Here is a 26,358-nt window from a genome sequence, read left to right as displayed (position 1 = left end):
AGAGCCCTATCACGCTAGCGACCAACCGCCATCCACCAATATATTCGCGCCGGTGATCAGTGACGCCGCCGGCAAGGCGAAGAACACCACGGTGCCGGCGACGTCGATCGGGTCGCCTATGCGGCCGAGCGGGATGTGGCCGAGCACATGCAGGCGAGTGCGCAGGCGCGGCCGATGCCGCGCGAGGCGCCGGTAACCAGCACCACCTTGCCGGCCAGGTCGAATTTCGGCGTGAATTCATTTGTCATGCGATTCCACCTTGTTCTTCAAATCGGTCCGGCTGCCGTGTCGGACCGAATAGGCTCGCGTGAATTCGGCGCCCAGCAGAAATATCTCCGCCGAATAGTAGACCCATAACAGCACGACGAGCAGAGCGCCGGCCGCGCCGTATGACGATGAGATGGCGCTGGTTCCGATATACCAGCCAATCAGCGACTTGCCGATGGTGAACAGAAACCCGGTGACCACGGCGCCGAGGCCGACATCGCGCCATTGCAGGCTGCGGTCGGGCAGCACCTTGTAGATCGCGGCAAACAGCAGCGTGATCAGGGCAAACGAGACGATCCCGTTGATGGCGCTCAGGATGATGGTGCCGAACGGCAGATAGGCGTTGATGACCTCTCCGAGCGCCGAAATTGCAGCGCTTACGACCAGCGACACCAGGAGCAGGAAACCAAGCGCGGCGACCAGGCCCAGGCTTGCAATGCGTGCCCGAACCAGCCGCGAGATCGTTGCCCCGCTCGGTTTGACTTTCCAGATCTCGTTCAGCGCCAGCTGCATTTCGCCGAACACGCCGGATGCGGCGACGAACAACGTGACCAGCCCCAGAATGCTGGCAAGGGTTCCCGCTTCCTTCTGCGAGGCGTTCTCGATCGTCGCCTGCAGCAGCTCGGCACTTTGCGGCCCCATCAGGCCGGCGATCTGTGCCGAAAGGGCGAGTTGCGCCGCCTCGTGCCCGAAGGCCATGCCGGCGATAGCGACAACGATGAGCAGGATCGGCGCAAGCGAAGTCGTGGCATAAAACGCTATCGCCGCCCCATGGCTCAGCGCATTGTCGTTGACGAAGCCGAGGATGCTTTGCCTGAGGAGTACCCAGCCCTCCGTCGCCAAGTTCCACATGTGGGCCTCGCATAGTTGTCATTAAACAAGTAGCGGCGAGATAGAAGTGGGCGAGGGGTAGTGGACGACCTGGCCGCCGGCTCTGAAAAAACCTCGCGGAGGCGCAGGTGTTGCTGGCCGAATTGCGGTAGCCCGCGAGAAACCGACGCAGCCACTTTCGTTGGGCCGCTCACCCCTTATTGCCTAAGGAAATTGGACGCGCTCATGATCCAACCAATGGAACTGCGACAGTCGTCCCATAATTTATCGGATACCGATCGAAGTACGGGAACTCGATAACGAAAGCATACCTGGCCGTGAGATGTGCCATTCGAAAGCCGCCGTTGGGGGCGTCGATTGCTATTGTTACGTCTACGTCTTTCAATCCCAAAGTCAGCAATTTTGCCGTGGCTATGGCTTCTATCTCGGCCTGCGTCAGCGAGTTCTTCATCTGCAGCGCACGCGCGGACGTTTCCAGCGTATACCGAACACTGGACATGGCATTCAAGGCCCAGCCGAATGCGAAGACGCCGATCAAGACCATTATCAGAACAGGGGCGATCAGCGCGAACTCCAACGCAGCTCCGCCTGATGCTCCCCGTATGAAGGCCCTCGCTTTAGCGAACACGGATCACCTGTTGGTGGCTGAGCTCGCGCGAGAGCGAAAACGCGCCGAAACTGAAGGGCGGTGACCAGGTGGCTGTCGCTTGGATTTCGACGAAAACCGCGGGAGCTTTCAAACTGTCGCACAGGACAGATGGATCGACCACGGTGGTCCCGCACATATATTTCCGGCTCAGCGTCACCTGCGCGTCGCCGGGATGGTTTTCCCAGCCTGAAAGAGCGACAGCTTGGATAGTCGCATCCTCGGCTGCTCCTTGCATCACGAGATTCGCCGCCGTTTTGACGCCTGCACGCATCGACAACGCGTTCGACACAAAAGACCAGCCGTCAATGATGCCAAGGAGTACCAGGCAAAGGATCGGCACAATCAGCGCAAACTCTACCGCGGCAGCACCCGAATCGCTGCGGAACATCCGGACTGCTGACCCTGTCACGAAGATTACTCGACAAGCTTTATGGATTGCGTCGCCGGAATGTCTCGCATTCCAAGGCTCGTGCAGTCCTGATTGACGTTCGCGTTGCCGGACCACTGCACGGTACTGGCGACGACCTGAGTGCAACCGCCTTTGCCCGAGAAATTGCCGAGATAATTAACGTCTTGCGTTGGAAAATACAAAGCGCCGGTCAAAAGCGAATCTGCCGTGCCATTAACCGTGTTCGATCCAGTCAGGTTGGCTTTGTCGCCGTAAAACAGCACCCCCGAATAGGTGCCCGACGTTGGTGCGCTGAGCTTGATGGTGGCCGTGCCGTTCATGCTGACGCCGGAGCTGCCGGCCAGATAAATGATGACTCCGTCGCCGGAAATATTCGCGTTCGAGTTCGCTTTGAAATCACCGCCTTGAATGACGTATATCCCGGGCGAAAGCGTTACATTGCCGCTCAAGCTGAGCCCCCTGCAGTATGTTCCAGGTTGCAACACCGACTGATTGCTGTTTCGACAGGGGTTCGTGGCCGGTGGCGCCGGCAAGTCGGCAAAAGGATCGGCAGCGGGCAACGCCTGGGTTATCGGCCTGGCGCACACGGTCGTCACGGGGTTGCTCAACGAAACACCGCCTGCCGATACCAGGCAATCGACCTGAAGGCTTGCCGATCCCTGAAGCTTGATGGCGTCCGCGGCTATCGAATTCGACATCACGACGCAGCCGTTCAGTTTGAGATTCGAACTGCCGGAAAAGAGCGCCGCTTTCGGAGCGGAATGATTGAGAGCTAGAGCGCAGGCCTTTGAGGCGTCGGTGATAAGAGCCACCGCTCTTGCCTGTGCGCCGACCGCATTTTGCGTGAATATCGATGTAAAAAACCGATCGAGGGTCTGATGAACGATGACCTCGACAGCCTTTTGGGCCACATTCGGGCCGGAGGACGGGGGCGTGAAGATTTCGATTGTGCCTGTCGACGGGTCCCAGCCATTCGTTGTCGCAGACAATGTCGCGGCGGAGACTATCGTTGGTTTGTCGGATCCTGAAACCTTTTCCAAAGCGCCAGCATAGGCTGCCGCATCCGCCACCGCTTGTAGCTTCAGGCCGCTGTAATACCAGTAGGAAGTCTCAACGCCGAGACCCGCGCCGCCGACGACGATCGGCAACGACAGGGCAAAAATAGTGGCAACGTTGCCACTCTTGCCGGTTCGTCGCATGCAGAAAAAACGCCTGAAGATACGGGCACGCCAGTCCATTCCTCATTTAAGCCGGGATGCATAAAGGAATGACTAAGAATTTCCGTCCATTTCTTGGCTGTGATCCATTCAAACGGCGCTTAGCGGTTCTGCTGCACCCGTTCGCCGGTTGTGCCCTGAGAGGCATTTTCTAAGATCTGAGAACGCGGACGTTAGGCCCACAGGACCGTCGGTAACACTTTGGCCGGGTGCATTGTCTTCACAGAAAGCAATCCGATTTTGGGGCCAAGCGCAAGAAAACACCGCCGGCGGCCGGTTTCGTTGGCAAACCGTTACCGTTCCCTGCTATTCCCGCATCCTGATGCATGTTGCCCAAGTGTGCCGCGGTTTTGGGACAGCGACATGCGCAAACAAAGACTTAAAGCAGTGGACGCTCTCGCATGACCAATGTCGCCTTGACCGGGCTTGCCCGCGATCTTGCCAAGCGCGCCGCACAAGGCCGCCCGGTGCGCATCGGCGTCATAGGTTCCGGCGAGATGGGAACCGACCTGGTGACGCAAGGCATGCTGATGCCGGGCATTTCGGTTTGCGCGATCTCGACGCGCCGCCCGCATACGGCGCGTGATGCCATCCGCATCGCCTATGGCGACGGGGCGATGGCACGGGAGGCCGATACGCCGTCGAAGCTCAGCCAGGTGATCGAAAGCGGCAAGATCGCCATAACCTCGAACGAAATGCTGGTCACCAATCCGCTTATCGATGTCGTCATCGATGCTACCGGCAAGCCCGGCGTCGCCGCCGATTTCGACCTGATGGCGATGCAGCACGGCAAGCATCTGGTGATGATGAATGTCGAGGCCGACGTCACTATCGGCTGCTATCTGAAGCAGCAGGCCGACCGGCTCGGCGTCGTCTATTCGGTCGGCGCCGGCGACGAGCCGTCGAGCTGCATGGAGCTGATCGAGTTCGCCTCGGCGCTCGGCTACACCATCGTCTCCGCCGGCAAGGGCAAGAACAACCCGCTCAACCACGACGCCGTTCCCGACGACTATCGCGAGGAAGCGCTACGCCGCAACATGAATCCGCGCATGCTGGTCGAGTTCGTCGACGGCTCGAAAACCATGGTTGAGATGTGCGCCATTGCCAACGCCACCGGGCTGGTGCCCGACGTTCCCGGCATGCACGGCCCCAAGGCCGATCGCGACGAGCTGGTCAAGGTGCTGATCCCGCGCGAGCAGGGCGGCATCCTGTCGAAGAACGGCGTCGTCGACTACACCGTCGGCAAGGGCGTGGCGCCCGGCGTCTTCGTAATCGTCGAGGCGACGCATCCGCGCATCATCGAGCGCATGGACGATCTGCATATCGGCCACGGCCCCTATTACAGCTTCTTCAGGCCCTACCATCTGACCTCGCTGGAAGTGCCGCTGACGGCCGCTCGCATCGCGCTTTATGGCAAGCCCGACATGGTGCCGCTGCCACGGCCGGTGGCCGAGGTCTGCGCCGTGGCCAAGCGCGATCTGGCGACGGGCGAGACGTTCGATGCGATCGGCGAGACCTGCTACCGCTCCTGGACCATGACCGTCGAAGAAGCCCGCGCCCATCGCGCCGTGCCCGTCGGCCTGCTCGAAGGCGGCAAGGTGCTGAAACAGGTGCGGAAAGGCGAATTGCTCACCGCCGACAATGCCGCGCCCGACCCGACGACCAGGCTGTTCGCCTTGCGCCGGCTGCAGGACGGGATGCTGTATGGAGCGTAAGGCTCTCGACCGGTGAGCCGTCGCAATGGCCTCCGGCCGAGCACTGGCTTTGTCATGACGAATTCGCTATATTGTAGTGACGATGAAGGCGGAGGCGATTACATGAATCTTCAGATCAGGGATCCGCGCGCACGCGAACTGGCGCGAGAGCTTGCTGCCAAACGCAAGATTTCTATGACGGAAGCGGTCATCGAAGCGCTTGAATCCGAGTTGAAGCGGGAGAGCGGACGCATTCCCTTGGCCGAGCGGCTTGCTGCCATTGCCAACGACTTCAAGGCCAAGGCAGGCCAAGATGGTCGGGCTATGACGAAGGATGAGATCGATGAGATGTGGAGCCATTCCTGATGTTCGTCGACACCTCCGTGGTTGTCGCGATTCTTTCAGGCGAAGAGGATGCCCGCGAGTGGAGCAACCGAATCGAGGCAGCGCCCGCAAGAATAACTTCGGCGTTGGTGGTGCTTGAAGCGGCGATGCGGCTTTCGACCATGCTTGCCGTGCCGCCGGTTGTCGCCGGAGATGCGATAGAGGCGTTTCTTCGCGAGGCTGAAATCGAAATTGTGCCTATCGACGCCAGCGATGCCAAGCTCGCAATCCATACATTTTCAGATTACGGAAAGGGGCGCGGACATCCCGCCCAGCTCAACTTAGCCGACTGCCTTTCTTATGCTTGCGCAAAAAGTCATGGCTCCGCACTGCTCTACAAGGGCAACGACTTTTCGCATACCGATCTCGCGTAATCCGAAATCAGCTGTTACTTCCCCAGTTCGATCGACCGCAGCCGCGCCGCTTCCACCGCCTCAGTGAGCAGGCGCGTCAGACGGTCCTCGCCCATCAGCACGGCAAGGGCGGCAGCCGTGGTGCCGTTGGGGCTGGTCACCTGCTGTCTAAGCACGCCGGGCTCCTCGCCGCTTTCGGCGGCAAGCGAGGCGGCGCCGTAGACCGTTTGCATGGCCAGGAGCTTTGCGACCTTGCCAGGCAGGCCAGCCTTCTCGGCGGCCACGGTCAGCGCTTCGATGAAGTGGAAGATATAGGCCGGCCCCGACCCGGAGACCGCCGTCACCGCGTCCATCAGGCCCTCGTCGTCGATATCGGCCACTTGCCCGCTCGCCGAGAGCAGGTCGGCGACGAAACGTTTAGTCTCGTCGGAAACCAGCCTGTTGGAAAACACCACCATCATGCCCTTGCCGATCGCCGCCGGCGTATTGGGCATGCAGCGCAGGATCGGCGCGCGATCGCCGAGAATGCCTTCGAACGTAGCGACCGGCGTCCCGGCGGCGATGCTGAGGAAAGTGGTTCGGCCATCGTTGAAGCGGATGTAGCCAGCCGTCACGTTACGGATCACCTGCGGCTTGACCGCAATGACGACGAGGGCCGGCACGGCGTCCGCCGGGATGGCGCCGGCGTCCGCGGCAGCAGAGCAGCCCAGTGCTTCGGCACGCTTGCGCAACTCGGCATTGGGCTCGACCACGAACACCGCAGCCGGAGCGAGCTTGCCGGCTTTCAGCCAGCCCGAGAGCATGGCGGAGCCCATATTGCCGCAACCGGCGAGAACAAGCCTGATCGTCATCGAAAGCCTCCATAGAGATGGCTTCCCCATAGACGTTCGCGGCAGGGCGGGGAAGCCCTTTTGGGACCGTGATCAGGCGGAAACCCGGACCTTGCGGTTGGGATGCGCATGTAGTCGCGCAGGGGCGCGGCGACCACATTAACCTTTTATTTCCTATGCCTGTTTAGCATCGCTTAACCAGTGGCGGTCGCTACGTCCCAGCCCGAGGGGGAAGCTCCAGAAACCATGGCTTATAGGAATAATCGTGAACACTGGAGGAACGAGCAGTCCCTGCTGTCGTTCGTCGAGGCAGCGCGCGACGAAGACGAAGCAGCGCTGGTTTCCCTGGAGGACCGTACAGCCCGGTCATGGCGCGAGGATGCCGCCACACGCCATCGTCTGGCCCGCTCGCGCCGCGAAGCGCGTGCCAGCCCGATCCTGTTGGCAGCCGCAGGCATAGGCCAGCCCCATCCTGATGCGTCAAAGGCCGGCCCCATACTGATGGAAGAGGCTACAGCTGCCGATGCATTTTTCGACCCCGTAGGCTCCCTTGACGGCCCCGATTCCGGTTCCGCCGATCGCGCCGCATACCCGGCAGCGCCGCCTCTCGCTCTGCTCGAGGTCGCGCGCACCAAACGGCCGGGTCCAATCGGTGCCGTGTTGTCGGCGCTGGGCCGGCTCATGCCCGGCAGAGCGCAGGAGGAGATGACGTCGGGTGAAACTTCCACCGCGACAAACTCAAGCGCAGCCATGTCGCCTGCCTTCTACCCGCAGCCGCTCTATGCCGGTCGGGCACCGTATCCGCAGCAACCCACGCCGCCGCATTCGGCACATACTCAGGCCTGGTCGAGGGACGCAATTCAGGCCTCGGAAGCCGCCGATCAGCAAAGCCAGATCGAGGAAATCCGCGCCAGCCTGCGCGAATTCCGCGAGGCGGTTCGCGAGCTCACCGAAAACCGCACGCATCGCCGCTATTTCTGAGCGTCGAATAAAACATGCCGGTTTCGAGTTAACGGCATGGGACGGCGCATTGACGGGATTGCCCGGCTCGATTTTCGTGAAAATGCCGCGCTGCATGTCCGCCCGCCCGCGCATGGTTCTGGGCAACGACCTGCATAAAAACATATCTGGAGCACGCCGCATGGATGCGGCAGGCTTAGCAATAGGCGTCGAGGGTGGTTCATGGCCGAGTTGATTGACGGAAAAAGCGTCGCCGAAGACGTGGTGCAGCGGGTCAAGACACTGACCGCCGAACTAGCGGAAAAAGGTGGGCAGCAGCCCGGTCTCGCGGTGGTCATCGTCGGCGAGGATCCGGCGAGCCAGGTCTATGTCGCATCCAAATCCCGTACCGCCAAGGAATGCGGCTTCCATTCGGTTCAGCACACACTGCCGGCCGAAACCTCCGAGCCGGACCTTTTGAAGATCATCGGCCAGCTCAATGCCGATCCGGCCATCAACGGCATCCTGGTGCAGCTTCCGCTTCCCGGCCATATCGACGCCGGCAAGATCATCCAGACCATCGCGCCGGAGAAGGATGTCGACGGCTTCCACTTCATCAATGTCGGCAAGCTCGGCACCGGCGAGCTTGAGACCGCCTTCGTGCCTTGCACGCCGGCCGGCTCGATGCTGCTGATCGAACGGGTGCGTGGCAAGGACCTGTCCGGCCTCAATGCGGTCGTCGTCGGGCGTTCGAACATCGTCGGCAAACCGATGGCCAATCTTCTGCTTGCCGCCAACTGCACCGTCACTATCGCACACAGCCGCACCAGGGACCTGCCGGCGCTTGCCCGCACCGCCGATATTCTAGTTGCAGCCGTCGGCCGGCCCGAAATGGTCCGCGGCGACTGGGTCAAGCCTGGCGCAACCGTCATCGACGTCGGCATCAACCGCATCGCCGCACCTGAGAAGGGTGAAGGCAAGACCCGCCTCGTCGGCGATGTCGCCTTTGCCGAAGCAGCGACGGCGGCCGGCGCCATCACGCCGGTGCCTGGCGGCGTCGGACCGATGACCATTGCCATGCTGATGGCCAACACGCTAGCTTCCGCCTATCTCGCGGCCGGGTTGAAACGGCCTTCCTTCTGACCAGAAAGCAGCGTCCTTGCCGAACCTCACTGTTCCCTTAGAACGGCCGGTCACCAATGATCCCGTTCAGGGCGGCCGGCAGTTCGGGTTTCTGCTGGTCGACAAGTTCTCTATGTTCTCGCTGGCCGCGGCAATCGACACGTTCCGGTCGGCGAACCGGCTGCTCGGCCGCGATTTCTATGGCTGGACGACGGTGTCGGCCGACGGCGATGCCGTCATGGCGTCCAACGGCCTGCCGCTCAAGATCGACTACGCCGTCGCCGATCTGCCGCCGGTCGATATCCTGTTCGTCTCGGTCGGGCTGACGACGGAATTTCCGGGCAAGAGCAAGGTGCTGGCAGCGCTGCGCAGTTGGGGCCGGCGCGGCAATGCGCTCGGCGCGCTTTCGGTCGGCTCCTATTTGCTTGCCGAAGCAGGCCAGCTCGATGGCTATCGCTGCACCATCCATTGGGAAAACCGCGCCGGCTTCCTCGAACGCTTTCCGGACATCAACTGCACCGGCAACGTCTTCGAGATCGACCGCAAGCGCTACACCTGCGCCGGCGGCACCACATCGATCGACCTGATGCTGGAGATCGTGCGCGGTGATTTCGGCTCGAGCCTCGCCAATGGCGTCGCCAACCAGTTCCAGCATGAGCGCATCCGCTCGGCCGGGGACCGCCAGCGCGTCGGCCCGGAACGCGACCTCACCGGCAAGTCGGAGAAGCTGCGCCGCATCGTCGAGCTGATGGCCGACCATCTCGACGAGCCGCTGTCGGCGGTGCAGCTCGCCAAGTCGGCGGGCCTGTCGGTGCGCCAGGTCGAGCGCCTGTTCCTGCGCCATCTCAGTGTGACGCCCGGGCGCTATTATATGCGGCTCAGGCTCGAGCGGGCGCGCGAATTGCTGCGCCAGACCAACATGCCGATCCTCGACGTGGCAATCGCCACCGGCTTCACCTCGCATTCCTATTTTGCCCAGAGCTACCGGCTGCAATTCGGCCGGCCGCCTTCCGATGAACGCCGCACGGCCTATTGAGGGTTTGGCAGAGAGGCGACGCAGCTTCGTACTCCGTCCGGGCTTGTGTCGCGACCCGGCGTCAAATAGCTTTCCGGCGCCGAGCGGCGGCGACTGACGGGGGAGATTTTTGATGGCGGGATTTGTGCAGAGCGTCGCTGCGGCGGCCTTGTTGCTGTGGACGACGGGGTTCGGCTTCGCCGCCGATCGCGTCATCGTCGTTCTCGATGCCTCCGGCTCGATGTGGGCGCAGATCGACGGCAAGCCCAAGCTCGAAATCGCCCGTCAATCGCTGCGGAACGTGCTGCAATCGGTCCCGGCCGAGGAGGAAATAGGCTTCATGGCCTATGGCCATCGCGAGAAGGCCAGTTGCGACGACATCGAACTCATCGTGCCACCGCAGGCAGGCTCGGCAAGTGCGATCTCAGCCGCGGCCGACAGCTTGAAATTTCAGGGCAAGACGCCGCTGACCGCTGCGGTCAAGCAAGCGGCGGAAGCATTGAAATACACCGAGGACAAGGCGACGGTCGTTCTCATCACCGATGGCATCGAGACATGTAGCGGCGATCCCTGTGCGCTCGGCAAGGAACTGGAGGCTGCTGGCGTCGACTTCACCGTCAATGTCGTCGGCTTCGGCCTGACGGCGGCCGAGGGCAAGCAGGTCGGTTGCCTCGCCGACAATACCGGCGGCAAATATATCGAAGCGTCGGATGAAAAGGCATTGCAGGACGCCCTCGTCGAGACCGTTGCGCCTCCGCCACCCGCCCCTGAACCGACTCCCGCCCCGCAGCCTGCTCCCCAGCCGGCGCCCGCCCAGCCGGCGGAGTCCAATTTCGTGCCCACCGTCGTGCTTGCCGAGGGTGGCGATCCCGTCACCGACGGCAATGCCTGGGAGATCTACAAGGCGAATTCCGACGGCACGCGCGGCGATCCCGTCACCACCGAATATGGCACCTACAAGGGCAATCTGGAGCCGGGCGACTATATCGTCGTCGCGCGTGCCGGCGAGGCCAGGGCCGAACAGAAGATCAAGATAGAGCCTGGCCAGGTCGCCAAACCGCACTTCAACCTGAATGCCGGCACGCTGGTCATCCACCCGCGACCAAGCGAAGGAGCGGACGTTGATGACGGCGCGGCTGTCGTAATCGGCTATCCCGGCGTCGACACCCCGCCGACCTACTACGGTGACACGAAAGTCGTGCTGCCGGCCGGTGACCAGAAGGTGACGGTCACGATCGGCCAGGGCATGGTTATCGAGACGATCCCGCTTGCCGCCGGCAGGGTCATCGACAAGGACATCATCGTCGGCGTCGGGCGTATCATCGCCAACGCCTATTATGCTGCCGGCGGCGACAAGGCCGAGGGTTCTGGCGTCGGCTTCAAGGTGCTCCAGGCGAAAAAGAACATCGACGGAACCAGGCAGGAGGTGACCTATGCCTACGGTCCGGACAGCAAGTTCGATCTGCCGCCCGACGATTATGTAATGGTCGCGACGGTCGACCTTGCGGTGGCCGAGCAGCCGTTCAGCGTCAAGGTTGGCGACCATCAGGATCTGAAGATCGCGATGAACGCCGGCATGCTGACGATAACCGCGCCAGGGGCCTCGAAGATCGAGATATTCGAGGCCAGGAAGGCCATCGACGGAACCCGCAAGTCGGTCGGCTACGCCTACGACCAAAAGTATCAAGCCACCCTGTCGGCCGGCGACTACGCGGTGGTTTCGGAGAAATCGGACAACAGCTCGAGGGAAGGCACGGTAACGGTCAGGGCCGGCGCGCGAGCCGAGCTGACCGTTCAGTAGATATAAGGGAGAGCGGCCACCAGCCGCTCTTCCATGGTCGAAAAGTCACGCCGTACCGAAGGCGCTGGCGCCATGGTCGGCGCGTCCCACCAACTGCCGGAACCCGGCGAAAAGCTCGCGGCCGAAGCCGAATTCATTGCCTATGAGGTCGCTGTCCGCGGGGCGGCGCAGTGCGAAATCGCCGGCTGGCACCAGTACCTCCAGCGTCCCGGCCTCGGCGTCGAGCCTGATGATATCGCCGTCATGGATCCTGGCGATAGGCCCGTCCTCCGCCGCTTCCGGCGTCACGTGGATCGCCGCTGGCACCTTGCCTGAAGCGCCCGACATGCGGCCGTCGGTGACCAACGCCACATGCTGGCCGCGGTCCTGCAGGATGCCGAGCACGGTGGTCAGCCTGTGCAATTCCGGCATGCCGTTGGCCTTCGGTCCCTGGAACCGAATGACGGCGATGAAGTCGCCGGTCAGCGACCCCGCCTTGAACGCCTCGTTCAGGCCTTGCTGGCTGTCGAACACCTTGGCCGGCGCCTCGATGACGCGCCGCTCCGGCTTGACCGCCGATGTCTTGATGACGGCGTGGCCGAGATTGCCCGAAAGCACTTTCAGACCGCCGCTCGGCTGGAACGCCTTCTTGAACGGCGCCAGCACCTTCTCGTCCCCGCTCTCGCGCGGCGAAGCCTCGCGCACGACGCCGCCGTCCGCACCGAGCTTGGCCTCGACCGCGTAGGGGCGCAGCCCTTCGCCCCACACCGTCTGGACATTCTCGTGCAGGATGCCTGCGTCGAGCAGTTCGCGGATCAGGAAGCCGAGCCCGCCGGCGGCGTGGAAGTGGTTCACATCGGCAAGGCCGTTCGGATAGACCCGCGCCAGCAGCGGCACGGCTTCCGAGATGTCGGAAATATCCTGCCAGGTAATGGCGATGCCGGCCGCCGCCGCCATGGCGATCAGGTGGATGGTGTGGTTGGTCGAACCGCCGGTGGCGTGGAGGCCGACGATGCCGTTGACGATCGAGCGCTCATCGATCATCCGCCCGACCGGCGTGTAGGCGTTGCCGAGCGCGGTGATCGCCAGCGCCCGCTTGGTCGCTTCCCTGGTCAGCGCGTCGCGCAGCGGCGTGCCGGGATTGACGAAGGAAGCACCAGGCGTGTGCAGGCCCATGATCTCCATCAGCATCTGGTTGGAATTGGCGGTACCGTAGAAAGTGCAGGTTCCCGGCCCGTGATAGGATTTTGATTCCGCTTCGAGCAGTTCGGCCCGCCCCGCCTTGCCCTCAGCATAGAGCTGGCGGATCTTGGCTTTTTCGTCGTTCGGAATGCCGGTCGTCATCGGCCCGGCCGGGATGAAGACCGCCGGCAGATGGCCGAAGGTCAGCGCCGCGATCACCAGCCCCGGCACGATCTTGTCGCAGACGCCGAGATAGACGGCGGCATCGAACATGTTGTGCGACAGGCCGATTGCCGCGGCCATGGCGATCACGTCGCGCGAGAACAGCGACAGCTCCATTCCGGGCTGGCCCTGGGTGACGCCGTCGCACATCGCCGGCACGCCGCCCGCCACCTGGGCGATGCCGCCGGCCTCGCGCGCCGCGTCCTTGATCAGCGCCGGAAATGTCTCGAAAGGCTGATGCGCCGACAGCATGTCGTTATAGGAGGTGATGATACCGAGGTTCGGCACCCGGTCGCCGCCAAGCGCCACCTTTTCGGAAGGGCTGCACACGGCAAAGCCGTGGGCCAGGTTGCCGCAGGACAGCACGGCCCGGTTGGCGGTGCGGTTCGAGGCTTCGGCGATGCGGCCGAGATAGGCCTCGCGACCGGGCTTGGAGCGCTCACGGATGCGCTGGGTGATGGCTTCGATGTCGCGTCTTGCGGTCATGGCGGTCGGTCCTTTCAGGCGAGGTCCCGCAAATACCTTCCGGCTGTTGCCGGGACCTGCAGCCAAGTTGAGATCAGGGTGCCCAGAAAACCTCTACGGGCTTTTGAGTGGCATCGAGCACGGCGCGAATGGGCTTTCGTGTTCCAGTTCCAAGCGCGGCCTCGAATGCGGTGCGTTTTTCCGCGCCCTCGATATGCAGCGCGATGAAGGCGGCATTGATGATCCGCGCCAATGACAGCGTCAGCCGTGGCTCGCCGGCGCTTGCCGCGTGAACCGGAAGCACGATCCTTTGCGACGACGGATCGAGCAATCTTGCCAGGTTGTCGGCATCCGGAAAGAACGAGGCGGTGTGGCCATCAGTTCCCATGCCGAGCACAACGACGTCGAGTGGCCAGGGCAGCACTTGCAGCGCCTCACCGTCGGAGACCGCTGCACCCTCGATACTTGCCGCGGCGCGGTAGAGCGGCACGAAATTCGCGGCCGCGGCCGCGTTCTGCAGCAGGTTGGCGGCAACCAGGCCGGCATTGGAGCGCGGCGATGAGGGCGGCACGAAGCGCTCGTCGACCAATGTTATCGTCACCTTTTCCCAGGCGATCGGAACGGTCGAAAGCGCCGCGAAGAATTTCGCCGGCGTCGTGCCGCCCGAGACCGCGAGCAGTGCCGTGCCGCGCTCGGCGATCGCCTTTGACAGACGGCCGGCGACGTGGCCGGCAAGCGCTGTCGCCAGCTCCTGGCGTCCGGCAAATTCGTGCCAGTTGTAGGCGCCGCCTAATTGCTCTCGTGCCATGTCCGCCCGTCGCGTTCGATCAGCGCAATCGAGGCCGAGGGGCCCCACGTGCCGGCGGTGTAGCCTTGCGCCTCTTGCCTGCCGCTTTCCCAGGCGTCCTGGATCGGGTCGATCCATTTCCACGCCGCCTCGACCTCGTCGCGGCGCATGAACAGCGTCTGGTTGCCACGGATGACGTCCATGATCAGCCGCTCATAGGCATCGGGGGCGCGGCCGTCGAAGGATTGCGCAAAACTCATGTCGAGCGGGATCTGGCGCAGCCGCATGCCGCCCGGCCCCGGATCCTTGATCATGATGAACTGCTTGACGCCTTCGTCGGGCTGCAGCCTGATGACCAGCTGGTTGGCGGAGATCGGCCCGGCGCTCTCGCCGAAGATCGAGTGCGGGATCGGCTTGAATTCGATGACGATCTCCGAAACGCGGGTCGCAAGCCGCTTGCCGGTTCGGAGGTAGAACGGCACGCCCGCCCAGCGCCAGTTGCCGATCTCGGCCTTGAGCGCAACGAAAGTCTCGGTGTTGCTGTTCTTGCCGAGTTCCTCGACATAGCCTTTCACCGGCCCGCCGGCCGAGGCGCCGGCACGGTATTGCCCGCGCACCGTGTGCTTCGGCGCTTCGTTGCCGTTGATGCGCTTCAGCGCCCGCAGCACCTTCAGCTTTTCGTCACGGACAGCATCGGCGTCCATCGACGACGGCGCCTCCATCGCGACCAGGCAGAGCAGCTGCAGCATGTGGTTCTGCACCATGTCGCGCAATGCGCCGGCCTTGTCGTAATAGGTGACGCGGTCTTCCAGGCCGACCGTTTCGGCCACGGTGATCTGCACATGATCGACATTGGCGGAATTCCAAAGCGGCTCGTAGAGCGCGTTGGCAAAGCGCAGCGCCATCAAATTCTGAACCGTCTCCTTGCCGAGATAGTGGTCGATGCGGAAAATCTGGCTTTCATGGAAGTCGTCGCCGACCAGGTCGTTGAGCGCGCGCGCCGAAGCGAGATCGCGGCCGATCGGCTTTTCCAGCACGATGCGCGAATTCGGCGTGATCAGCCCGTGCTCCTTCAGCTTGTGCGAGATGTCGCCGAACAGCGCCGGCGCCACCGCCAGATAGAAAGCGCGGATGTGTTCGCTGTCGCCGATCGCCTTCTTCAGCCTGTCGAAGCCGGCACCTGTGGTTGCATCTGCCGGGACATAGGAGAGCCGCGCGAGGAACGTCTTCAGTTCCGTGGCGTCGATATCCTCCGGTTTCACATGATCGGCAATCGCCTGCCTGGCGAACGACTGGAATTCCTCGTCGGTCATCTTCGAACGTGATGTGCCGATGATGCGCGTCGGCTCGGAAAACTGGTGGTCGCGCTGCCGGTGGTACAGCGACGGCAGAAGCTTACGTTCCGACAGGTCGCCGGTGCCGCCGAAAATGATGAAGTCGAAGGGGTCGACGGGAATGATCTGGCTGGTCATGGTCTGTCCGCTGTGACGCCGGTCGCGATAACGCGGCTGATATAATCTAATCGATTTAAACTTGCCAGTGCCATTGCGTCACATCCGCGTGTGCTCTTGACACGGGGCGCTAGCCGGAGGCTTGTCGGCAAGCGATGCTTCCGGAACCTTCGCAGGTGCAGCATAGTGCCGGATGGCAGCGAAAGCCAAAGGAGAAATCGGCGATGGACACACATCTTTCGATGGCTTGGCCAAAGGCGTCGTCGATCGCCTTCAACGATGAGTGAGAAAAGCATGCGCCTGCAAAACAAAGTCGCCATCATCACCGGCGCTGCCTCGGGCTTTGGCGAGGGCATGGCCAGGCGCTTTGCCGAGGAGGGCGCGCGGGTAGTCGTCGCCGATCTGAACGCCAAGGGCGCGGAGCGCGTTGCCGGCGAGATCGGCGAAAAGGCGATCTGGACCCAAACCGACGTCTCGCTGCGGTCCGAATTCGACGACATGGTCCATGCCGCAATGAGCGCCTTCGGCCGCATCGACATCATAGTCAACAATGCCGGTTACACCCATCGCAACGGTGAAATGCTGGAAGTCGACGAAGCGACCTTCGACCTGATCACAGCTGTCAACATGAAGGCGATCTACCACGCAGCGCTTGCCGTGGTGCCGGTCATGGAACGGCAAGGCGGTGGCGTCATCCTGACGACGGCCTCCACGGCCGGTATCAGGCCGCGGCCTGGCCTCACCTGGTACAACGCATCGAAGGGCTGGGCGATCACCGCGACCAAATCGATGGCGGTGGAACTCGCGCCGAAGAACATCCGCGTCAACTGCCTCTGCCCAGTTGCCGGCGAGACCGGCATGCTCGCGAAATTCATGGGCGCCGACACACCCGAGATCCGCGAGAAGTTCCGCGCATCCATCCCGCTCGGCCGGCTTTCGACGCCGCTCGATATTGCCAATGCCGCGCTTTGGCTTGCTTCGGACGAAGCGGCTTTCATCACTGGCGTGGCGCTGGAAGTCGACGGCGGACGTTGTATTTGAACGGCCGGGTCCTCAGGCGCAGGACTGGCTGATGGCGAGCCACCCGCGATCGCTGTGCCGGCCTTACGCCCCGGTTTTGACGTAGCTCTTGTACACCCAGCCGCGCTTACCGTTGTAGACGATCTGGCACCATTGCTTGCAGCTCATCACCTGCACCGAGGTCTTGGCAGGCACGGTGAGAATGGCGGCAGCATTCTTCTTCGGGCCGATCCGCATGGTGACGGATCTCAGGATGCGTCCGGTACCCGCAGTATTGGCTTTTCCGGATTTTGCCTTGGTACCGTCGCCGTCCTCACTCGCGGACTGCGCCGCCGGCAGTTGCGGCTTGGGTGTGGGGATGGCGGCGGTCTGAGCACCGTCAGGCCCTGTGTTTTTCGTCGAGCTGCCGGGAGCCGCCACTTTGGCAAACAGTGCCGCAGCGTCGGGCTTCGCTGCCGGGTCAGCAAACGCCACCGCGGCGGACGATTTATCGGCCGCCTGCTCGGTCTGGCTTGCCAGTTGGTCGGATGCTGCCGTGGCGGCGGCCGATGCCGTCTTTGGCCCCGTCCAGCGCGGATCATTGGGAGCCAGCGCCGGTATCTCGGCTTCCGCCGCGGGAACCGCCGGGGAAACCGCATCTGCCTTGCCCGTCGTCCGCGGCGCCGCAGCGACCTTGGCAGGCATGATCTTCGTCGTCTTGACCGGGATGGTCGGAACGATCTGCCCAGGGCTTGCGGCCGCTTGTCGCTCATTTGCCGGCAATGCCAGCCACAGTGCCACCGCGGCAACGCCGAGCAGTGCGGCCGTGCCAAGCGCGGCGATTACCAGATGCGCGTTCGACCGGACCCCATGCCAGAACGTCGGCCGCATATCGTAACCGAATTGCATCGCAAGGCGCCGTCGTTCCGGCGCGCCGAAACTGAAGGGCTCTTTCACTCTTGCCACCTCCATTTGCGGGCCGATGTTCTTACGACCCCTTGCCGGAGAGCCGGCATTTCGATCGGCATCGGTCCCAAACCAAAAGCGGGCAAGCCCGCAAAATTCCCCGTTCAGCTGCCCACGAGCATCATCTTTCGCCCGCGATTGTGGCATCACTGCGCCCTTGGCGGGAATTCTGCGCCCAGGTTAAGGATTCTGCAACGTCTGGTTAAATCCTGTCCCGCAACGCGTACCAGTTGAGCGCAAGAAAGAGCAATGGCGCGCGCAAACGCCGGCCGCCGGGGAAGGGAGGAATTTTCAGGTCCTCGATCAGCTTCAGCCGGTCGCGGTTGCCGGCGACCGTCTCCGCATAAAGCTTGCCGAAAAAGTTCGACAGCATGACGCCATGGCCGGAATAACCGCCGATCGAGATCACATTGGGCATCACTTCGCGCACGAACGGCTTTCTCGGCACGGTGATGCCGACATAGCCGCCCCAGCCATGGGTGATCTCGACGTCCTTCAATGACGGATAGATCTCGGCGATCTGCCGGCGGATGTGGATGTGGATGTCCTTGGGATCGTTGACCGCGTAGATTTCGCGTCCGCCAAACAGCAGCCGCCCATCCTTCGATTTGCGGAAATAGCGCACGACGAAGCGCGAATCGTCGACCGCCTCGCCACCCGGCAACACTTTGGAATCGGCTCCCAGCGGCACCGTTGCACCGATGAAGGAGCCGATCGGCATGATATGCGCGGCACTCACCGGTTCGAGCGTGCCGCCATAGGCGTTGACCCCGATCAGGCATTTAGCGGCGGTGATCGTGCCCTTCGGCGTCGCAACCCTGACCTTGCCGCCGCCGGAGGTGATGCCGGTCGACGGCGTCTGCTCGAAAAGCTTTGCGCCGGCCTGCGTCGCGACTTTCGCGGTGCCGATCACCAGCTTCAGCGGATGGATGTGGCCGGTGCCGGTATCGCGGGTGCCGCCGAAATAATGCGTCGAGCCGAGCCGCTCGGCAGTCTCCGCGGCATCCATGAATGAGATGTGCGGATAACCGAACCGGTTTGCCATGATCTCGGCATGAGCCTTGTAGTCGTCGACATAGCGCTTCTTGTGCGCCACCGACATTTGGCCGGGCATATAGTCGATCTCGATCTGGTTCACCGCGGCGAAGTCGAGCAGATGCGCCTTGGCCTCTTCGGCCAGGTCGAACAGCGCCTTGGCGCGGGGAAAGCCGTATTCCGCTTCCAGCTCCTCTGCCCAGGCCCGCTGTCCGGTGCCGAGCTGGCCACCATTGCGGCCCGATGCGCCATCACCGAAACGATGCGTTTCGATAAGCACGACATCTGAGCCTGTCTTGGCTAGGTGAGCCGCCGCCGACAGGCCGGTAAAGCCGCCGCCGACGATCACCATATCGCATGTCCGGTCGCCGTCGAGCGCCGGATATTCGGGCCTTGGCCCGGCGGTGTCTTCGTACCAGGAGCGGCCGGGGGAGATTGGGGATTGGTAGGGCATGATGCAGCCAAGACTCGGAGATTTTTGCAGAGGCGGAGAGAAATAGTGAGTAATGAGTAGTAGTTGGTGAATAGGAACGGACAGTAACGGTCTTGGTGCGATCCAGCCCCGTTCACTACTCACTAATGACTACTCACTACTCACACATTCAGCAGCAAATACTCCCTCTCCCACGGGCTGATCACTTCCATGAAGGTCTCGAATTCCGCTCGCTTGATCGCCGCATAGGTCGCTGCGAAGGATTTGCCGAGCAGGGCGCAGAGTTCCTCGTCGGCCTCGAACAGGTCGACGGCTTCGAGCAGGCTGCGCGGCAGGTCGATCTGGTCCTCGTTGGCGGTCGTCAGAACCGGCGGCTCGGCCTGGATCTTGTTGGTCATGCCGATCAGCCCGCAGGCGAGCGATGCCGCCAGCGCCAGATAGGGGTTGGCGTCAGAGGAGGGGATGCGGTTTTCGACGCGCCGCGCCGCCGGGTCGGAGCGGGGCACGCGGAAGGCCGTGGTGCGGTTGTCGTAGCCCCATTTGTTGTTGACCGGCGCCGAGGCCGACTGCGTCAGCCGCCGGTAGGAATTGACGTAGGGCGCAAACATCACCAGCGCGTTCGGCACATGTTTCTGCATGCCGCCGATGAAGTGGAAGAAGGCGTCGGTCTCCGAGCCGTCCTCCGCCGAAAAGACGTTCTTGCCGGTCTTCTTGTCGATGATCGACTGATGGATATGCATGGCGGAACCGGGCTGGCCCTGGATCGGCTTGGCCATGAAGGTGGCGTAGATTTCGTGCTTCAGCGCCGCCTCGCGGATTGTGCGCTTGAACATGAACACCTGGTCGGCGAGCTCGATCGGATCGCCGTGACGCAGATTGATTTCGAGCTGGCCGGCGCCCTCCTCGTGGATCAGCGTGTCGATCTCCAGCCCTTGGCTTTCGGAGAAATGATAGATGTCGTCGATCAGTTCGTCGAATTCGTTGACCCCGGCGATCGAATAGCCAGCGCCGCCGCCGATCGGCCGCCCGGAGCGCCCGACAGGCGGGGTGAGCGGGTAGTCCGGATCGGGGTTCTTGCGCACCAGGTAGAACTCGATCTCAGGCGCCACGACCGGTCTCAGCCCGCGTCTGTCATAAGCGGCGAGCACGCGCTTCAGCACGTTGCGCGGCGTGAACTCGACCGAGCGGCCGTCCTGGTGGACGAGGTCGCAGATAACCGCCGCCGTCGGGTCCTCCTCCCACGGCACCACGGTCAGCGTCGAGAGGTCAGGCATCAGCTTGAGGTCGCCATCGTCTTCCGGATAGTGGAAGCCATTGCCGTCCTCCGGATAGCCGCCGGAAATCGTCGTCATGAACACCGCCGAAGGCAGTGCCAGCGAGGTATTGGAGGTGAATTTCTTCGATGGCATCATCTTGCCGCGCGCAACCCCGGCCTGGTCGGGCGTGATGCATTCGATGTCTTCGATGCCGCGCCATTCCAGCCAGGCGCTGACTTCCTTCCAGTTCTTGACGCCACGTTGGTTTTTCACGAAGGCAGGCGTGCGGGCACGTCCTCCGCGGCTCGACGGACGGACTTCCTTTTTTGCAGGCGGCATCAATCACCAGATTTGTTGCAGATTGTGGAGTATAGCCGTTGCCGACGACGGAAGGGAAGGGGAGCCGGCGGGCGTGCGCCTCGATAATCGGGGAAACACAACGACTTCCGGATGAAAGCTTCCTGGTCTAGGGTCGGCCTCCCGCAACGCTGCAATTAATGGGCCACATGCAACACAGCCGCAAACTGACGACGATCGGCTTCGACGCCGATGACACGCTGTGGCAGAATGAACAGTTCTTCCGCATGACCGAGAAGCGCTTTGCCGCACTGCTCGCCGATCACGCCGAGGAGGACCGGATTTCAGCAAGGTTGTTGGAGGCCGAGAAGCGCAACCTCGCGGTCTACGGCTTCGGCATCAAGGGATTTACGCTGTCGATGATCGAGACGGCTATCGAGGTCACCGAGGGCCAGGTGCCGGCCTCAACGATCGCCGAAATTCTCTACGCGGGCCGCGAGATGCTCAGCCATCCGATCGAGCCGCTTCCGCATGCGCGCGAGACCGTGGAAAAGCTGGCCGGCGCCTACCGCCTGGTGCTGATCACCAAGGGCGACCTGTTCGACCAGGAACGCAAGCTGGCGCAATCCGGACTGGGAGAGCTGTTCCACGCGGTCGAAATCGTCAGCGACAAGAGCGCTGCCACCTATAGCCGCATCTTCAGCCGCCACGGCGATGGCCCGGAAAAGGGCATGATGGTCGGCAACTCGCTCAAATCGGACGTCGTGCCGGCCATCGAAGCCGGCAGTTGGGGCATCCACGTGCCGCATGAACTGACCTGGGTGCTGGAGCATGTCGAGCCGCCGGTCTCAGCACCGCGCTTTCGCCAGATAGCCAATCTCGGTGAACTGCCAGGCCTGATCGAGCGTATCGGCGAGATTGATTGATCCAGGTCTGCGGTCGGCGCGTCGCCGTAGAGGTCAGTTGCGGCCGACCCCGACCAGCCGGTCAATCACCGGCTGCAGCCGTTCGGTGGTGATCGGCTTGACGACCACCGCATCGACGACGCTCGACAGGCCCAGGCTCTCCGGAGTGCCGGTCTTGACTGAAAGCAGGATCACCGACGGAAGCGATCTGCCTGACGCCCTTCGCAGTGCATCGATACCCGACAGCAAGGCGTCGCAGTCCCCGTTCTCCGCGCCGCCGTCGAGAACGACAGTCCCGGGTATCAGCGCGTGCAAGGCCTTTGCCGCGGTTTCGGGAGTTTCCGAGATCGGTTTGAGGCCGGACCGCTCCACGATTTTTGAAACCACGACGCGGTTGATCGGTGATTTTCCGACCACCAGCACCCGCGAGAAATCCGGGAGCATCCCTGTCTCCAAGTCTCGGCTAGCGAAAGGCGGCTGTTTTGCAGGCTCGATATCGCGATTCGCTGGGCACATGGCGGGGCAGGCCGTTGTTCAACATTTCAATGCAGGGTTGAAACTCGAGAGTTAATTGGCGTGAGATCACTGCTCATGTCAAGCTCAAATGGCATATCAGGAGAATATCGCAAGAAACATTAAAATTAAAATTAAGTGCTTTCTTTGCCGCCGCCCGGAGGAGAAGTTGCCACCACAACGGGGCAGACTCCAGTGAACTTTAGCTTTGCAGCGCGAACGCACCAACTCGCAGCCGTAGCCGGGTTGACGAAAGGTTGGGATGAAGGCGAGGCAGGTCTGTCGCGAGCTTGTCGTATCGTCTCGGCGGACTACCCTTCCTCGTTGGCTAAGCACGTCTCTTTGATCGACGGGAGATGACAATGGAACTCGTGACTCACAAGAAATTCAAAAATGGCCGGTTGAGCCGTGGGGAAAGGGTACGGTCGTTACCGGCGCAAAGGGGTTTGTCTACCTTTCCGGAAACACCGCGACCGTCGAGGACTACGATCCGATCGGCAAAAGCGGCGGCGGCGCCGTCGGCGGTGCGGCCGCGCAGTGGCGCGAAATTCTCACCAACATCAAATCAGACCTGGAAGAGCTTGGTACTGCGCTCGACCATCTCATCAGACTGACCTTCTTTGTTAAGGGGCCATGTCCCGATGGCGGCGTTCTGAGCTCTCCCAATTTTCGCCTGGACGTCCTGGACGAATTCTTTGCCGAGCACTGCCCGAAGCACTGCAGCTACAACAACCCGCCGCCCTCGGAAGGTATCGGCGTTGCAGCACTTGCGCAGCCTGATCTTGTCATTGAAATCGTTGCACTAGGGGCTCTGCCGGACTAGGCAGAGCCGCGGCGTGCGGGGTGCGATAACATGCGCTCACAAAAGGCGCGGTGCGGTAGAATTCATCAGTCGTGGCTCCGTTGCGTGACGATGACCGGGATCAGCAGGTCGCCCCAGTTGCCGTCGCCGCCATGGTGCCGTGCCGAGCGCACCAGTTCGACCGAGACGCCGGCCTCGACCGCCTTCATTACCGACTGATTGAGCCTGTGCAGATCGTTCGCCAGCATTCGGATGGTCGCCTGCTGGTCGACATTCATGCTGGTGGCCTGCTCTTCGGCCCGTTCCTTGACGCGGCTTATCGATGCCATTGGTCTTCTCCCTGTGTTGCCATGCCTGTTGTGTTGCCATGCCGTTTGGGCGTTCCTCTGTTTGTCTGCTATTCCGCCGCCGGCCTGAATTGGGCGTGCTCGGTCGATCCATGCATGGCCGTGGTCGAAGACTGGCCACCGGTGATCGCCATCGAGACGGCGTCGAAATAGCCGGTGCCGACCTCGCGCTGGTGCTTGGTGGCGGTGTAGCCATAGGCTTCCGCGGCGAATTCCGCCTCCTGCAGTTCCGAATAGGCTGCCATCTGCCGCTCCTTGTAGCCGCGGGCGAGCTCGAACATGCCGAAATTGAGCTGGTGGAAACCGGCCAGCGTAATGAACTGGAACTTGTAACCCATGGCGCCGAGTTCCTTCTGGAACTTCGCAATCGTCGCGTCATCGAGATTCTTCTTCCAGTTGAAAGACGGCGAGCAATTATAGGCAAGCAGCTTGCCTGGATGATGCTTGCGCACGCCCTCGGCAAACGTCCTGGCCTGCCCCAGATCGGGCCTGGAGGTCTCGCACCAGATCAGGTCCGCATAGGGCGCATAGGCGACGGCACGGGCGATGCAGGGCTCGATGCCGTTGCTGACATGGTAGAAGCCCTCCGCCGTACGGCCGGCGCCATAATCGACGAAGGGCCGGTCGCGTTCGTCGATGTCGGAGGTCAGGAGCTTTGCCGCTTCCGCGTCGGTGCGCGCCACGACCAGTGTCGGCGTGCCCATGACGTCGGCGGCAAGGCGCGCCGCGTTGAGATTGCGGATGTGTGCGGCGGTTGGGATCAGCACCTTGCCGCCGAGATGGCCGCATTTCTTCTCCGAAGCCAGCTGGTCCTCGTAATGGACGCCGGCCGCACCCGCCTCGATGAATGCCTTCATGATCTCGAAGGCGTTGAGCGGCCCGCCGAAGCCGGCTTCCGCATCGGCGACGATCGGCGCGAACCAGGTGTCGACCGACAGGCCCTTGCCTTCGGAAGTCTCGATCTGGTCGGCGCGCTGCAGGGTGCGGTTGATGCGCTTGACCAGTTCGGGCGCCGCATTGGCGGGATAGAGCGACTGGTCCGGGTACATGGCGGAAGCGGTGTTGGCATCTGCGGCGACCTGCCATCCCGACAGATAGATCGCCTTCAGCCCGGCCCGCACCTGCTGCATCGCTTGGTTGCCCGACATGGCACCCAGCGCGTTGACGAAATCCTCTTCATGGATGAGCTGCCACAGCCGGTTTGCCCCCATTTCGGCGAGGCTCTGCCGGATCTGCACCGAGCCGCGCAGCCGCTTCACCTCCTCCGGCGAATAGGGCCGTTCGATGCCATCAAAGCGGCCTTGCGGCGCCGACGGGACAAGGTTGTAAAAGTCGGTCATTGGTCACTCCAGGCGGGTTTGATGCCGGTTTTCGGATAGCGTCGCAGAGGGAAAATGTGTGCGCCATGTGTGACATCATTTACACGCCGGCACGACGCAAGCGAGGTAAACCTCCAGACCAGCCAGAAAATAAGGGAAAACCTGTGTTGTGTTTGACTAATGAGAGCTGTAAATCTGTCATGATTGTAAAGGCCGCCATGCCATCGGCGGATGTAAATTTCTGTCAAGGGCAGTCGATTGGCCGACCATAAAATCTTCGCCGGGCCGCGCATTCGTCGCATCCGGAACGCCAAAGGGCTAACCCAGACGGCGATGGCCGAAGGGCTCGGCATCTCGCCGTCCTATCTCAATCTCATCGAGCGCAACCAGCGGCCGCTGACAGTGCAACTGATCCTGAGGCTGGCATCCGTCTACAAGGTCGACCCGCACGAACTGCAAGGCGAGGCGAGGGGGTCGGTGGCCGATTTGAAGGAAGTGTTTTCAGATCCGCTGCTGGCCGGTGAACTGCCGGGCGACCAGGAACTCATCGAGCTTGCCGAGGCGGCGCCCAACGCTTCCGCCGCTGTGATAAAACTGTTTCGCGCCTATCGCGAGCAGGCCAAGCGATTATCGGATCTCAACGAGCTGCTCGCGCGCGAGGGCAAGGCCACCGCACTCTCCGGTGCCCGGCTGCCGATCGACGAGGTGCATGAGATTTTCGAACGCCGGCCGAATCATTTTGCCGCGCTCGAAGAGGAAGCCGAGGCATTCACGTCGGTGCTCGATCCCGGCGACGATCTGTTCAGTGCGTTGAAGGCTTGGCTGCGGCGTGAATTCGGCATCGTCGTCAAGGTACTGCCGGTCGCCACCATGCCCAACTGGCGCCGTCGCTATGACCGTCACTCGCAACGCCTGTTCCTGTCCGAGCGCCTGTCGCCATTCGATCAGCTGCGCGAGGTGGCTATGGAGGCCTGTCTGATCCGGATGAGCGTCGCTGTCGCCGCTGAGATCCAGGCGCTGAAGCTGACCACGGACGAGGCCCGCCGGCTGGCGCGTTTCGAGCTCGGCCGCTATGCCGCGCACGCTCTGATGATGCCCTATCAGCCTTTCCACGCCGCTGCGGTCCGCACCCGCTACGACATCGACATGTTGCGGTCGCGCTTCGGCGTTTCGTTCGAGCAGGCGGCGAACCGGCTGGCCACGCTGCAGCGGCCGGGGGCGTCAGGTGTGCCGTTCTTCATGCTCGAGGTCGACAGTGCCGGCAATCGCTTCCGCAAGGCGGGCAGCCACGGCTTTCCGCAAAGCCGCTTCGGCGGCGGTTGTCCGAGGCTGCCGGTCCATGCCGCCTTCGCCCAGCCCGGCCAGATCCTGGTCGAGGCGGTGGAAATGCCCGACGGCGCAGCGTTTCTCTGCATTGCCCGCACGCTCGAGGGGCCGCAGGGCTCGTTTGCCGAGCGGCCGCGCCGCACCGCGCTGCTGCTCGGCTGCGACATCGGTTTTAGCGACGAGGTCGTCTATGGAGCGGCGTTGCCGAGGCCCGGCGCCATCGGCAAGACCGGACAGAGCGCCACGGCGACGGCGACGCCGGTTGGCCCTGCCTGCCGGCTGTGCGAGCGCATCGGCTGCCTCGCCCGCGCCGAGCCACCCGTTACACGCCCGCTCGGCCTCGATGAGATGGTGACGGGGCTGTCGGCATTCGATTTTCAGTGATCCGGCTCCAGCAATATTGCGGCTGAATCTTCGACCGAAGAACCTCATCTGTTCCTGCGGCGGCAACCAGTAAGCTGGTTCGCAGCTGCCGGCCAAAATATTGGTTCAGCAAAAATATTGATTCAGCCGAATATTGATTCAACATTGACAGTACGGTATCAAAAAAAAGAACTGCGCAA

General features: G+C 62.4%; 26 protein-coding genes and 1 pseudogene. 11 read left to right on the top strand and 16 right to left on the bottom strand.

What is annotated here, in order from left to right:
- Positions 1–9: 9 nt before the first annotated feature.
- The 6 genes and pseudogenes from NKI63_RS16725 to NKI63_RS16700 all read right to left on the bottom strand — a co-directional run.
- Positions 10–150, bottom strand: a pseudogene (locus NKI63_RS16725) (SDR family oxidoreductase); the annotation flags it as partial.
- The gene (locus NKI63_RS16720; protein ID WP_352508643.1) at positions 117–248 is read right to left on the bottom strand and encodes a hypothetical protein; all 132 of its coding nucleotides are present in this window, start codon (positions 246–248) and stop codon (positions 117–119) included. The pseudogene NKI63_RS16725 and the gene NKI63_RS16720, both read right to left, overlap by 34 nt.
- A complete protein-coding gene (locus NKI63_RS16715; RefSeq protein ID WP_352508644.1) occupies positions 238–1,119 on the bottom strand; it encodes a YihY/virulence factor BrkB family protein in 882 nt (293 codons plus the stop codon). Before NKI63_RS16715 ends, NKI63_RS16720 begins: the two co-directional genes overlap by 11 nt.
- A 202-nt stretch (positions 1,120–1,321) precedes the next feature.
- Complete coding sequence (locus tag NKI63_RS16710) at positions 1,322–1,675, bottom strand: TadE/TadG family type IV pilus assembly protein (protein WP_254820550.1); 354 nt, start codon at positions 1,673–1,675, stop codon at positions 1,322–1,324.
- 40 nt (positions 1,676–1,715) lie between these two features.
- A complete protein-coding gene (locus NKI63_RS16705; protein ID WP_352508645.1) occupies positions 1,716–2,135 on the bottom strand; it encodes a TadE/TadG family type IV pilus assembly protein in 420 nt (139 codons plus the stop codon).
- A 26-nt stretch (positions 2,136–2,161) separates the two neighbouring features.
- Positions 2,162–3,394, bottom strand: coding sequence for a pilus assembly protein TadG-related protein (locus NKI63_RS16700; protein WP_352508646.1), 1,233 nt, complete (start codon positions 3,392–3,394; stop codon positions 2,162–2,164).
- 380 nt (positions 3,395–3,774) lie between these two features.
- Between NKI63_RS16700 and NKI63_RS16695 the strand changes: the two genes are divergently transcribed.
- From NKI63_RS16695 to NKI63_RS16685, 3 genes are read left to right on the top strand one after another with little or no spacing between them, the layout of a single operon-like run.
- The gene (locus tag NKI63_RS16695; RefSeq protein ID WP_352822425.1) at positions 3,775–5,088 is read left to right on the top strand and encodes an NAD(P)H-dependent oxidoreductase; all 1,314 of its coding nucleotides are present in this window, start codon (positions 3,775–3,777) and stop codon (positions 5,086–5,088) included.
- 12 nt (positions 5,089–5,100) lie between these two features.
- The gene (locus NKI63_RS16690; protein ID WP_352739989.1) at positions 5,101–5,433 is read left to right on the top strand and encodes a type II toxin-antitoxin system VapB family antitoxin; all 333 of its coding nucleotides are present in this window, start codon (positions 5,101–5,103) and stop codon (positions 5,431–5,433) included.
- On the top strand, positions 5,433–5,825 hold the full coding sequence (locus NKI63_RS16685; protein WP_352508649.1) for a type II toxin-antitoxin system VapC family toxin: 393 nt from the start codon (positions 5,433–5,435) through the stop codon (positions 5,823–5,825). The genes NKI63_RS16690 and NKI63_RS16685 overlap by 1 nt, the downstream gene beginning before the upstream one ends.
- Positions 5,826–5,839: 14 nt before the next feature.
- On the opposite strand, the gene proC is transcribed toward NKI63_RS16685, so the two are convergent.
- Entirely contained in the window at positions 5,840–6,655 is an 816-nt protein-coding gene (gene proC, locus NKI63_RS16680) for a pyrroline-5-carboxylate reductase (RefSeq protein ID WP_352508650.1), read from the bottom strand.
- Positions 6,656–6,835: 180 nt separating this feature from the next.
- Here proC and NKI63_RS16675 point away from each other — a divergent pair, with 180 nt between their 5' ends.
- From NKI63_RS16675 to NKI63_RS16660, 4 genes are all read left to right on the top strand, one after another.
- Positions 6,836–7,615 carry a hypothetical protein gene (locus NKI63_RS16675; RefSeq protein ID WP_352822422.1) on the top strand — a complete coding sequence of 260 codons (780 nt, stop codon included), beginning with the start codon at positions 6,836–6,838 and terminating at the stop codon, positions 7,613–7,615.
- A 201-nt stretch (positions 7,616–7,816) separates the two neighbouring features.
- A complete protein-coding gene (gene folD / locus NKI63_RS16670; protein ID WP_352822419.1) occupies positions 7,817–8,716 on the top strand; it encodes a bifunctional methylenetetrahydrofolate dehydrogenase/methenyltetrahydrofolate cyclohydrolase FolD in 900 nt (299 codons plus the stop codon).
- Between the two features lie 16 nt (positions 8,717–8,732).
- Complete coding sequence (locus NKI63_RS16665) at positions 8,733–9,731, top strand: GlxA family transcriptional regulator (protein WP_352508652.1); 999 nt, start codon at positions 8,733–8,735, stop codon at positions 9,729–9,731.
- Between the two features lie 112 nt (positions 9,732–9,843).
- Positions 9,844–11,511: a vWA domain-containing protein gene (locus tag NKI63_RS16660; RefSeq protein ID WP_352822416.1), complete on the top strand. Its 1,668-nt coding sequence runs from the start codon at positions 9,844–9,846 to the stop codon at positions 11,509–11,511.
- Positions 11,512–11,556: 45 nt separating this feature from the next.
- Here NKI63_RS16660 and edd read toward each other — a convergent pair whose 3' ends face one another.
- The 3 genes from edd to zwf all read right to left on the bottom strand — a co-directional run bounded on the left by edd (position 11,557) and on the right by zwf (position 15,618).
- The gene (edd, locus tag NKI63_RS16655; RefSeq protein ID WP_352508654.1) at positions 11,557–13,380 is read right to left on the bottom strand and encodes a phosphogluconate dehydratase; all 1,824 of its coding nucleotides are present in this window, start codon (positions 13,378–13,380) and stop codon (positions 11,557–11,559) included.
- Between the two features lie 73 nt (positions 13,381–13,453).
- The gene (pgl, locus tag NKI63_RS16650) at positions 13,454–14,167 is read right to left on the bottom strand and encodes a 6-phosphogluconolactonase (RefSeq protein ID WP_254819278.1); all 714 of its coding nucleotides are present in this window, start codon (positions 14,165–14,167) and stop codon (positions 13,454–13,456) included.
- Entirely contained in the window at positions 14,149–15,618 is a 1,470-nt protein-coding gene (gene zwf / locus NKI63_RS16645; RefSeq protein WP_254819279.1) for a glucose-6-phosphate dehydrogenase, read from the bottom strand. Before zwf ends, pgl begins: the two co-directional genes overlap by 19 nt.
- A gap of 273 nt (positions 15,619–15,891) precedes the next feature.
- On the opposite strand from zwf, the gene NKI63_RS16640 reads away from it, so the two are divergent.
- A complete protein-coding gene (locus NKI63_RS16640; protein ID WP_352751537.1) occupies positions 15,892–16,638 on the top strand; it encodes an SDR family oxidoreductase in 747 nt (248 codons plus the stop codon).
- A 63-nt stretch (positions 16,639–16,701) separates the two neighbouring features.
- On the opposite strand, the gene NKI63_RS16635 is transcribed toward NKI63_RS16640, so the two are convergent.
- From NKI63_RS16635 to NKI63_RS16625, 3 genes are all read right to left on the bottom strand, one after another.
- Entirely contained in the window at positions 16,702–17,553 is an 852-nt protein-coding gene (locus tag NKI63_RS16635) for an SH3 domain-containing protein (RefSeq protein ID WP_352822412.1), read from the bottom strand.
- 211 nt (positions 17,554–17,764) lie between these two features.
- Positions 17,765–19,051, bottom strand: coding sequence for an NAD(P)/FAD-dependent oxidoreductase (locus NKI63_RS16630; RefSeq protein ID WP_352688454.1), 1,287 nt, complete (start codon positions 19,049–19,051; stop codon positions 17,765–17,767).
- Between the two features lie 140 nt (positions 19,052–19,191).
- Positions 19,192–20,625, bottom strand: a complete 1,434-nt coding sequence (locus NKI63_RS16625) for a glutamine synthetase family protein (protein WP_352475854.1) — start codon at positions 20,623–20,625, stop codon at positions 19,192–19,194.
- 167 nt (positions 20,626–20,792) lie between these two features.
- Here NKI63_RS16625 and NKI63_RS16620 point away from each other — a divergent pair, with 167 nt between their 5' ends.
- A complete protein-coding gene (locus tag NKI63_RS16620) occupies positions 20,793–21,509 on the top strand; it encodes an HAD family hydrolase (protein ID WP_352822410.1) in 717 nt (238 codons plus the stop codon).
- Between the two features lie 33 nt (positions 21,510–21,542).
- On the opposite strand, the gene NKI63_RS16615 is transcribed toward NKI63_RS16620, so the two are convergent.
- Entirely contained in the window at positions 21,543–21,932 is a 390-nt protein-coding gene (locus NKI63_RS16615; protein ID WP_352822408.1) for an ANTAR domain-containing protein, read from the bottom strand.
- A 454-nt stretch (positions 21,933–22,386) separates the two neighbouring features.
- On the opposite strand from NKI63_RS16615, the gene NKI63_RS16610 reads away from it, so the two are divergent.
- Entirely contained in the window at positions 22,387–22,824 is a 438-nt protein-coding gene (locus NKI63_RS16610; RefSeq protein ID WP_352822574.1) for a RidA family protein, read from the top strand.
- A gap of 65 nt (positions 22,825–22,889) precedes the next feature.
- On the opposite strand, the gene NKI63_RS16605 is transcribed toward NKI63_RS16610, so the two are convergent.
- Positions 22,890–23,132, bottom strand: a complete 243-nt coding sequence (locus NKI63_RS16605; RefSeq protein ID WP_023719402.1) for an SMc00767 family acetate metabolism repressor — start codon at positions 23,130–23,132, stop codon at positions 22,890–22,892.
- A 68-nt stretch (positions 23,133–23,200) separates the two neighbouring features.
- Entirely contained in the window at positions 23,201–24,490 is a 1,290-nt protein-coding gene (gene aceA, locus NKI63_RS16600; RefSeq protein WP_352822406.1) for an isocitrate lyase, read from the bottom strand.
- Between the two features lie 237 nt (positions 24,491–24,727).
- Between aceA and NKI63_RS16595 the strand changes: the two genes are divergently transcribed.
- On the top strand, positions 24,728–26,179 hold the full coding sequence (locus NKI63_RS16595; RefSeq protein ID WP_352822403.1) for a helix-turn-helix domain-containing protein: 1,452 nt from the start codon (positions 24,728–24,730) through the stop codon (positions 26,177–26,179).
- Positions 26,180–26,358 lie beyond the last annotated feature (179 nt).

The organism is Mesorhizobium sp. M0410 (assembly GCF_040321435.1).
Lineage (GTDB): Bacteria > Pseudomonadota > Alphaproteobacteria > Rhizobiales > Rhizobiaceae > Mesorhizobium.
Note: the sequence above shows the minus strand (reverse complement) of the source record. Positions and strands in the feature narration are given on the sequence as shown.

Bases quoted from the DNA above. Each gene is read 5' to 3' on its own strand.
- NKI63_RS16685 (WP_352508649.1), top strand. From the start codon at position 5,433: ATGTTCGTCGACACCTCCGTGGTTGTCGCGATTCTTTCAGGCGAAGAG.
- folD (WP_352822419.1), top strand. From the start codon at position 7,817: ATGGCCGAGTTGATTGACGGAAAAAGCGTCGCCGAAGACGTGGTGCAG.
- edd (WP_352508654.1), bottom strand. From the start codon at position 13,380: ATGACCGCAAGACGCGACATCGAAGCCATCACCCAGCGCATCCGTGAG.
- proC (WP_352508650.1), bottom strand. From the start codon at position 6,655: ATGACGATCAGGCTTGTTCTCGCCGGTTGCGGCAATATGGGCTCCGCC.
- NKI63_RS16615 (WP_352822408.1), bottom strand. From the start codon at position 21,932: ATGCTCCCGGATTTCTCGCGGGTGCTGGTGGTCGGAAAATCACCGATC.
- aceA (WP_352822406.1), bottom strand. From the start codon at position 24,490: ATGACCGACTTTTACAACCTTGTCCCGTCGGCGCCGCAAGGCCGCTTT.
- NKI63_RS16630 (WP_352688454.1), bottom strand. From the start codon at position 19,051: ATGCCCTACCAATCCCCAATCTCCCCCGGCCGCTCCTGGTACGAAGAC.
- zwf (WP_254819279.1), bottom strand. From the start codon at position 15,618: ATGACCAGCCAGATCATTCCCGTCGACCCCTTCGACTTCATCATTTTC.
- NKI63_RS16605 (WP_023719402.1), bottom strand. From the start codon at position 23,132: ATGGCATCGATAAGCCGCGTCAAGGAACGGGCCGAAGAGCAGGCCACC.
- NKI63_RS16660 (WP_352822416.1), top strand. From the start codon at position 9,844: ATGGCGGGATTTGTGCAGAGCGTCGCTGCGGCGGCCTTGTTGCTGTGG.
- NKI63_RS16705 (WP_352508645.1), bottom strand. From the start codon at position 2,135: ATGTTCCGCAGCGATTCGGGTGCTGCCGCGGTAGAGTTTGCGCTGATT.
- NKI63_RS16700 (WP_352508646.1), bottom strand. From the start codon at position 3,394: ATGGACTGGCGTGCCCGTATCTTCAGGCGTTTTTTCTGCATGCGACGA.
- pgl (WP_254819278.1), bottom strand. From the start codon at position 14,167: ATGGCACGAGAGCAATTAGGCGGCGCCTACAACTGGCACGAATTTGCC.
- NKI63_RS16620 (WP_352822410.1), top strand. From the start codon at position 20,793: ATGCAACACAGCCGCAAACTGACGACGATCGGCTTCGACGCCGATGAC.
- NKI63_RS16715 (WP_352508644.1), bottom strand. From the start codon at position 1,119: ATGTGGAACTTGGCGACGGAGGGCTGGGTACTCCTCAGGCAAAGCATC.
- NKI63_RS16625 (WP_352475854.1), bottom strand. From the start codon at position 20,625: ATGCCGCCTGCAAAAAAGGAAGTCCGTCCGTCGAGCCGCGGAGGACGT.
- NKI63_RS16720 (WP_352508643.1), bottom strand. From the start codon at position 248: ATGACAAATGAATTCACGCCGAAATTCGACCTGGCCGGCAAGGTGGTG.
- NKI63_RS16640 (WP_352751537.1), top strand. From the start codon at position 15,892: ATGCGCCTGCAAAACAAAGTCGCCATCATCACCGGCGCTGCCTCGGGC.
- NKI63_RS16695 (WP_352822425.1), top strand. From the start codon at position 3,775: ATGACCAATGTCGCCTTGACCGGGCTTGCCCGCGATCTTGCCAAGCGC.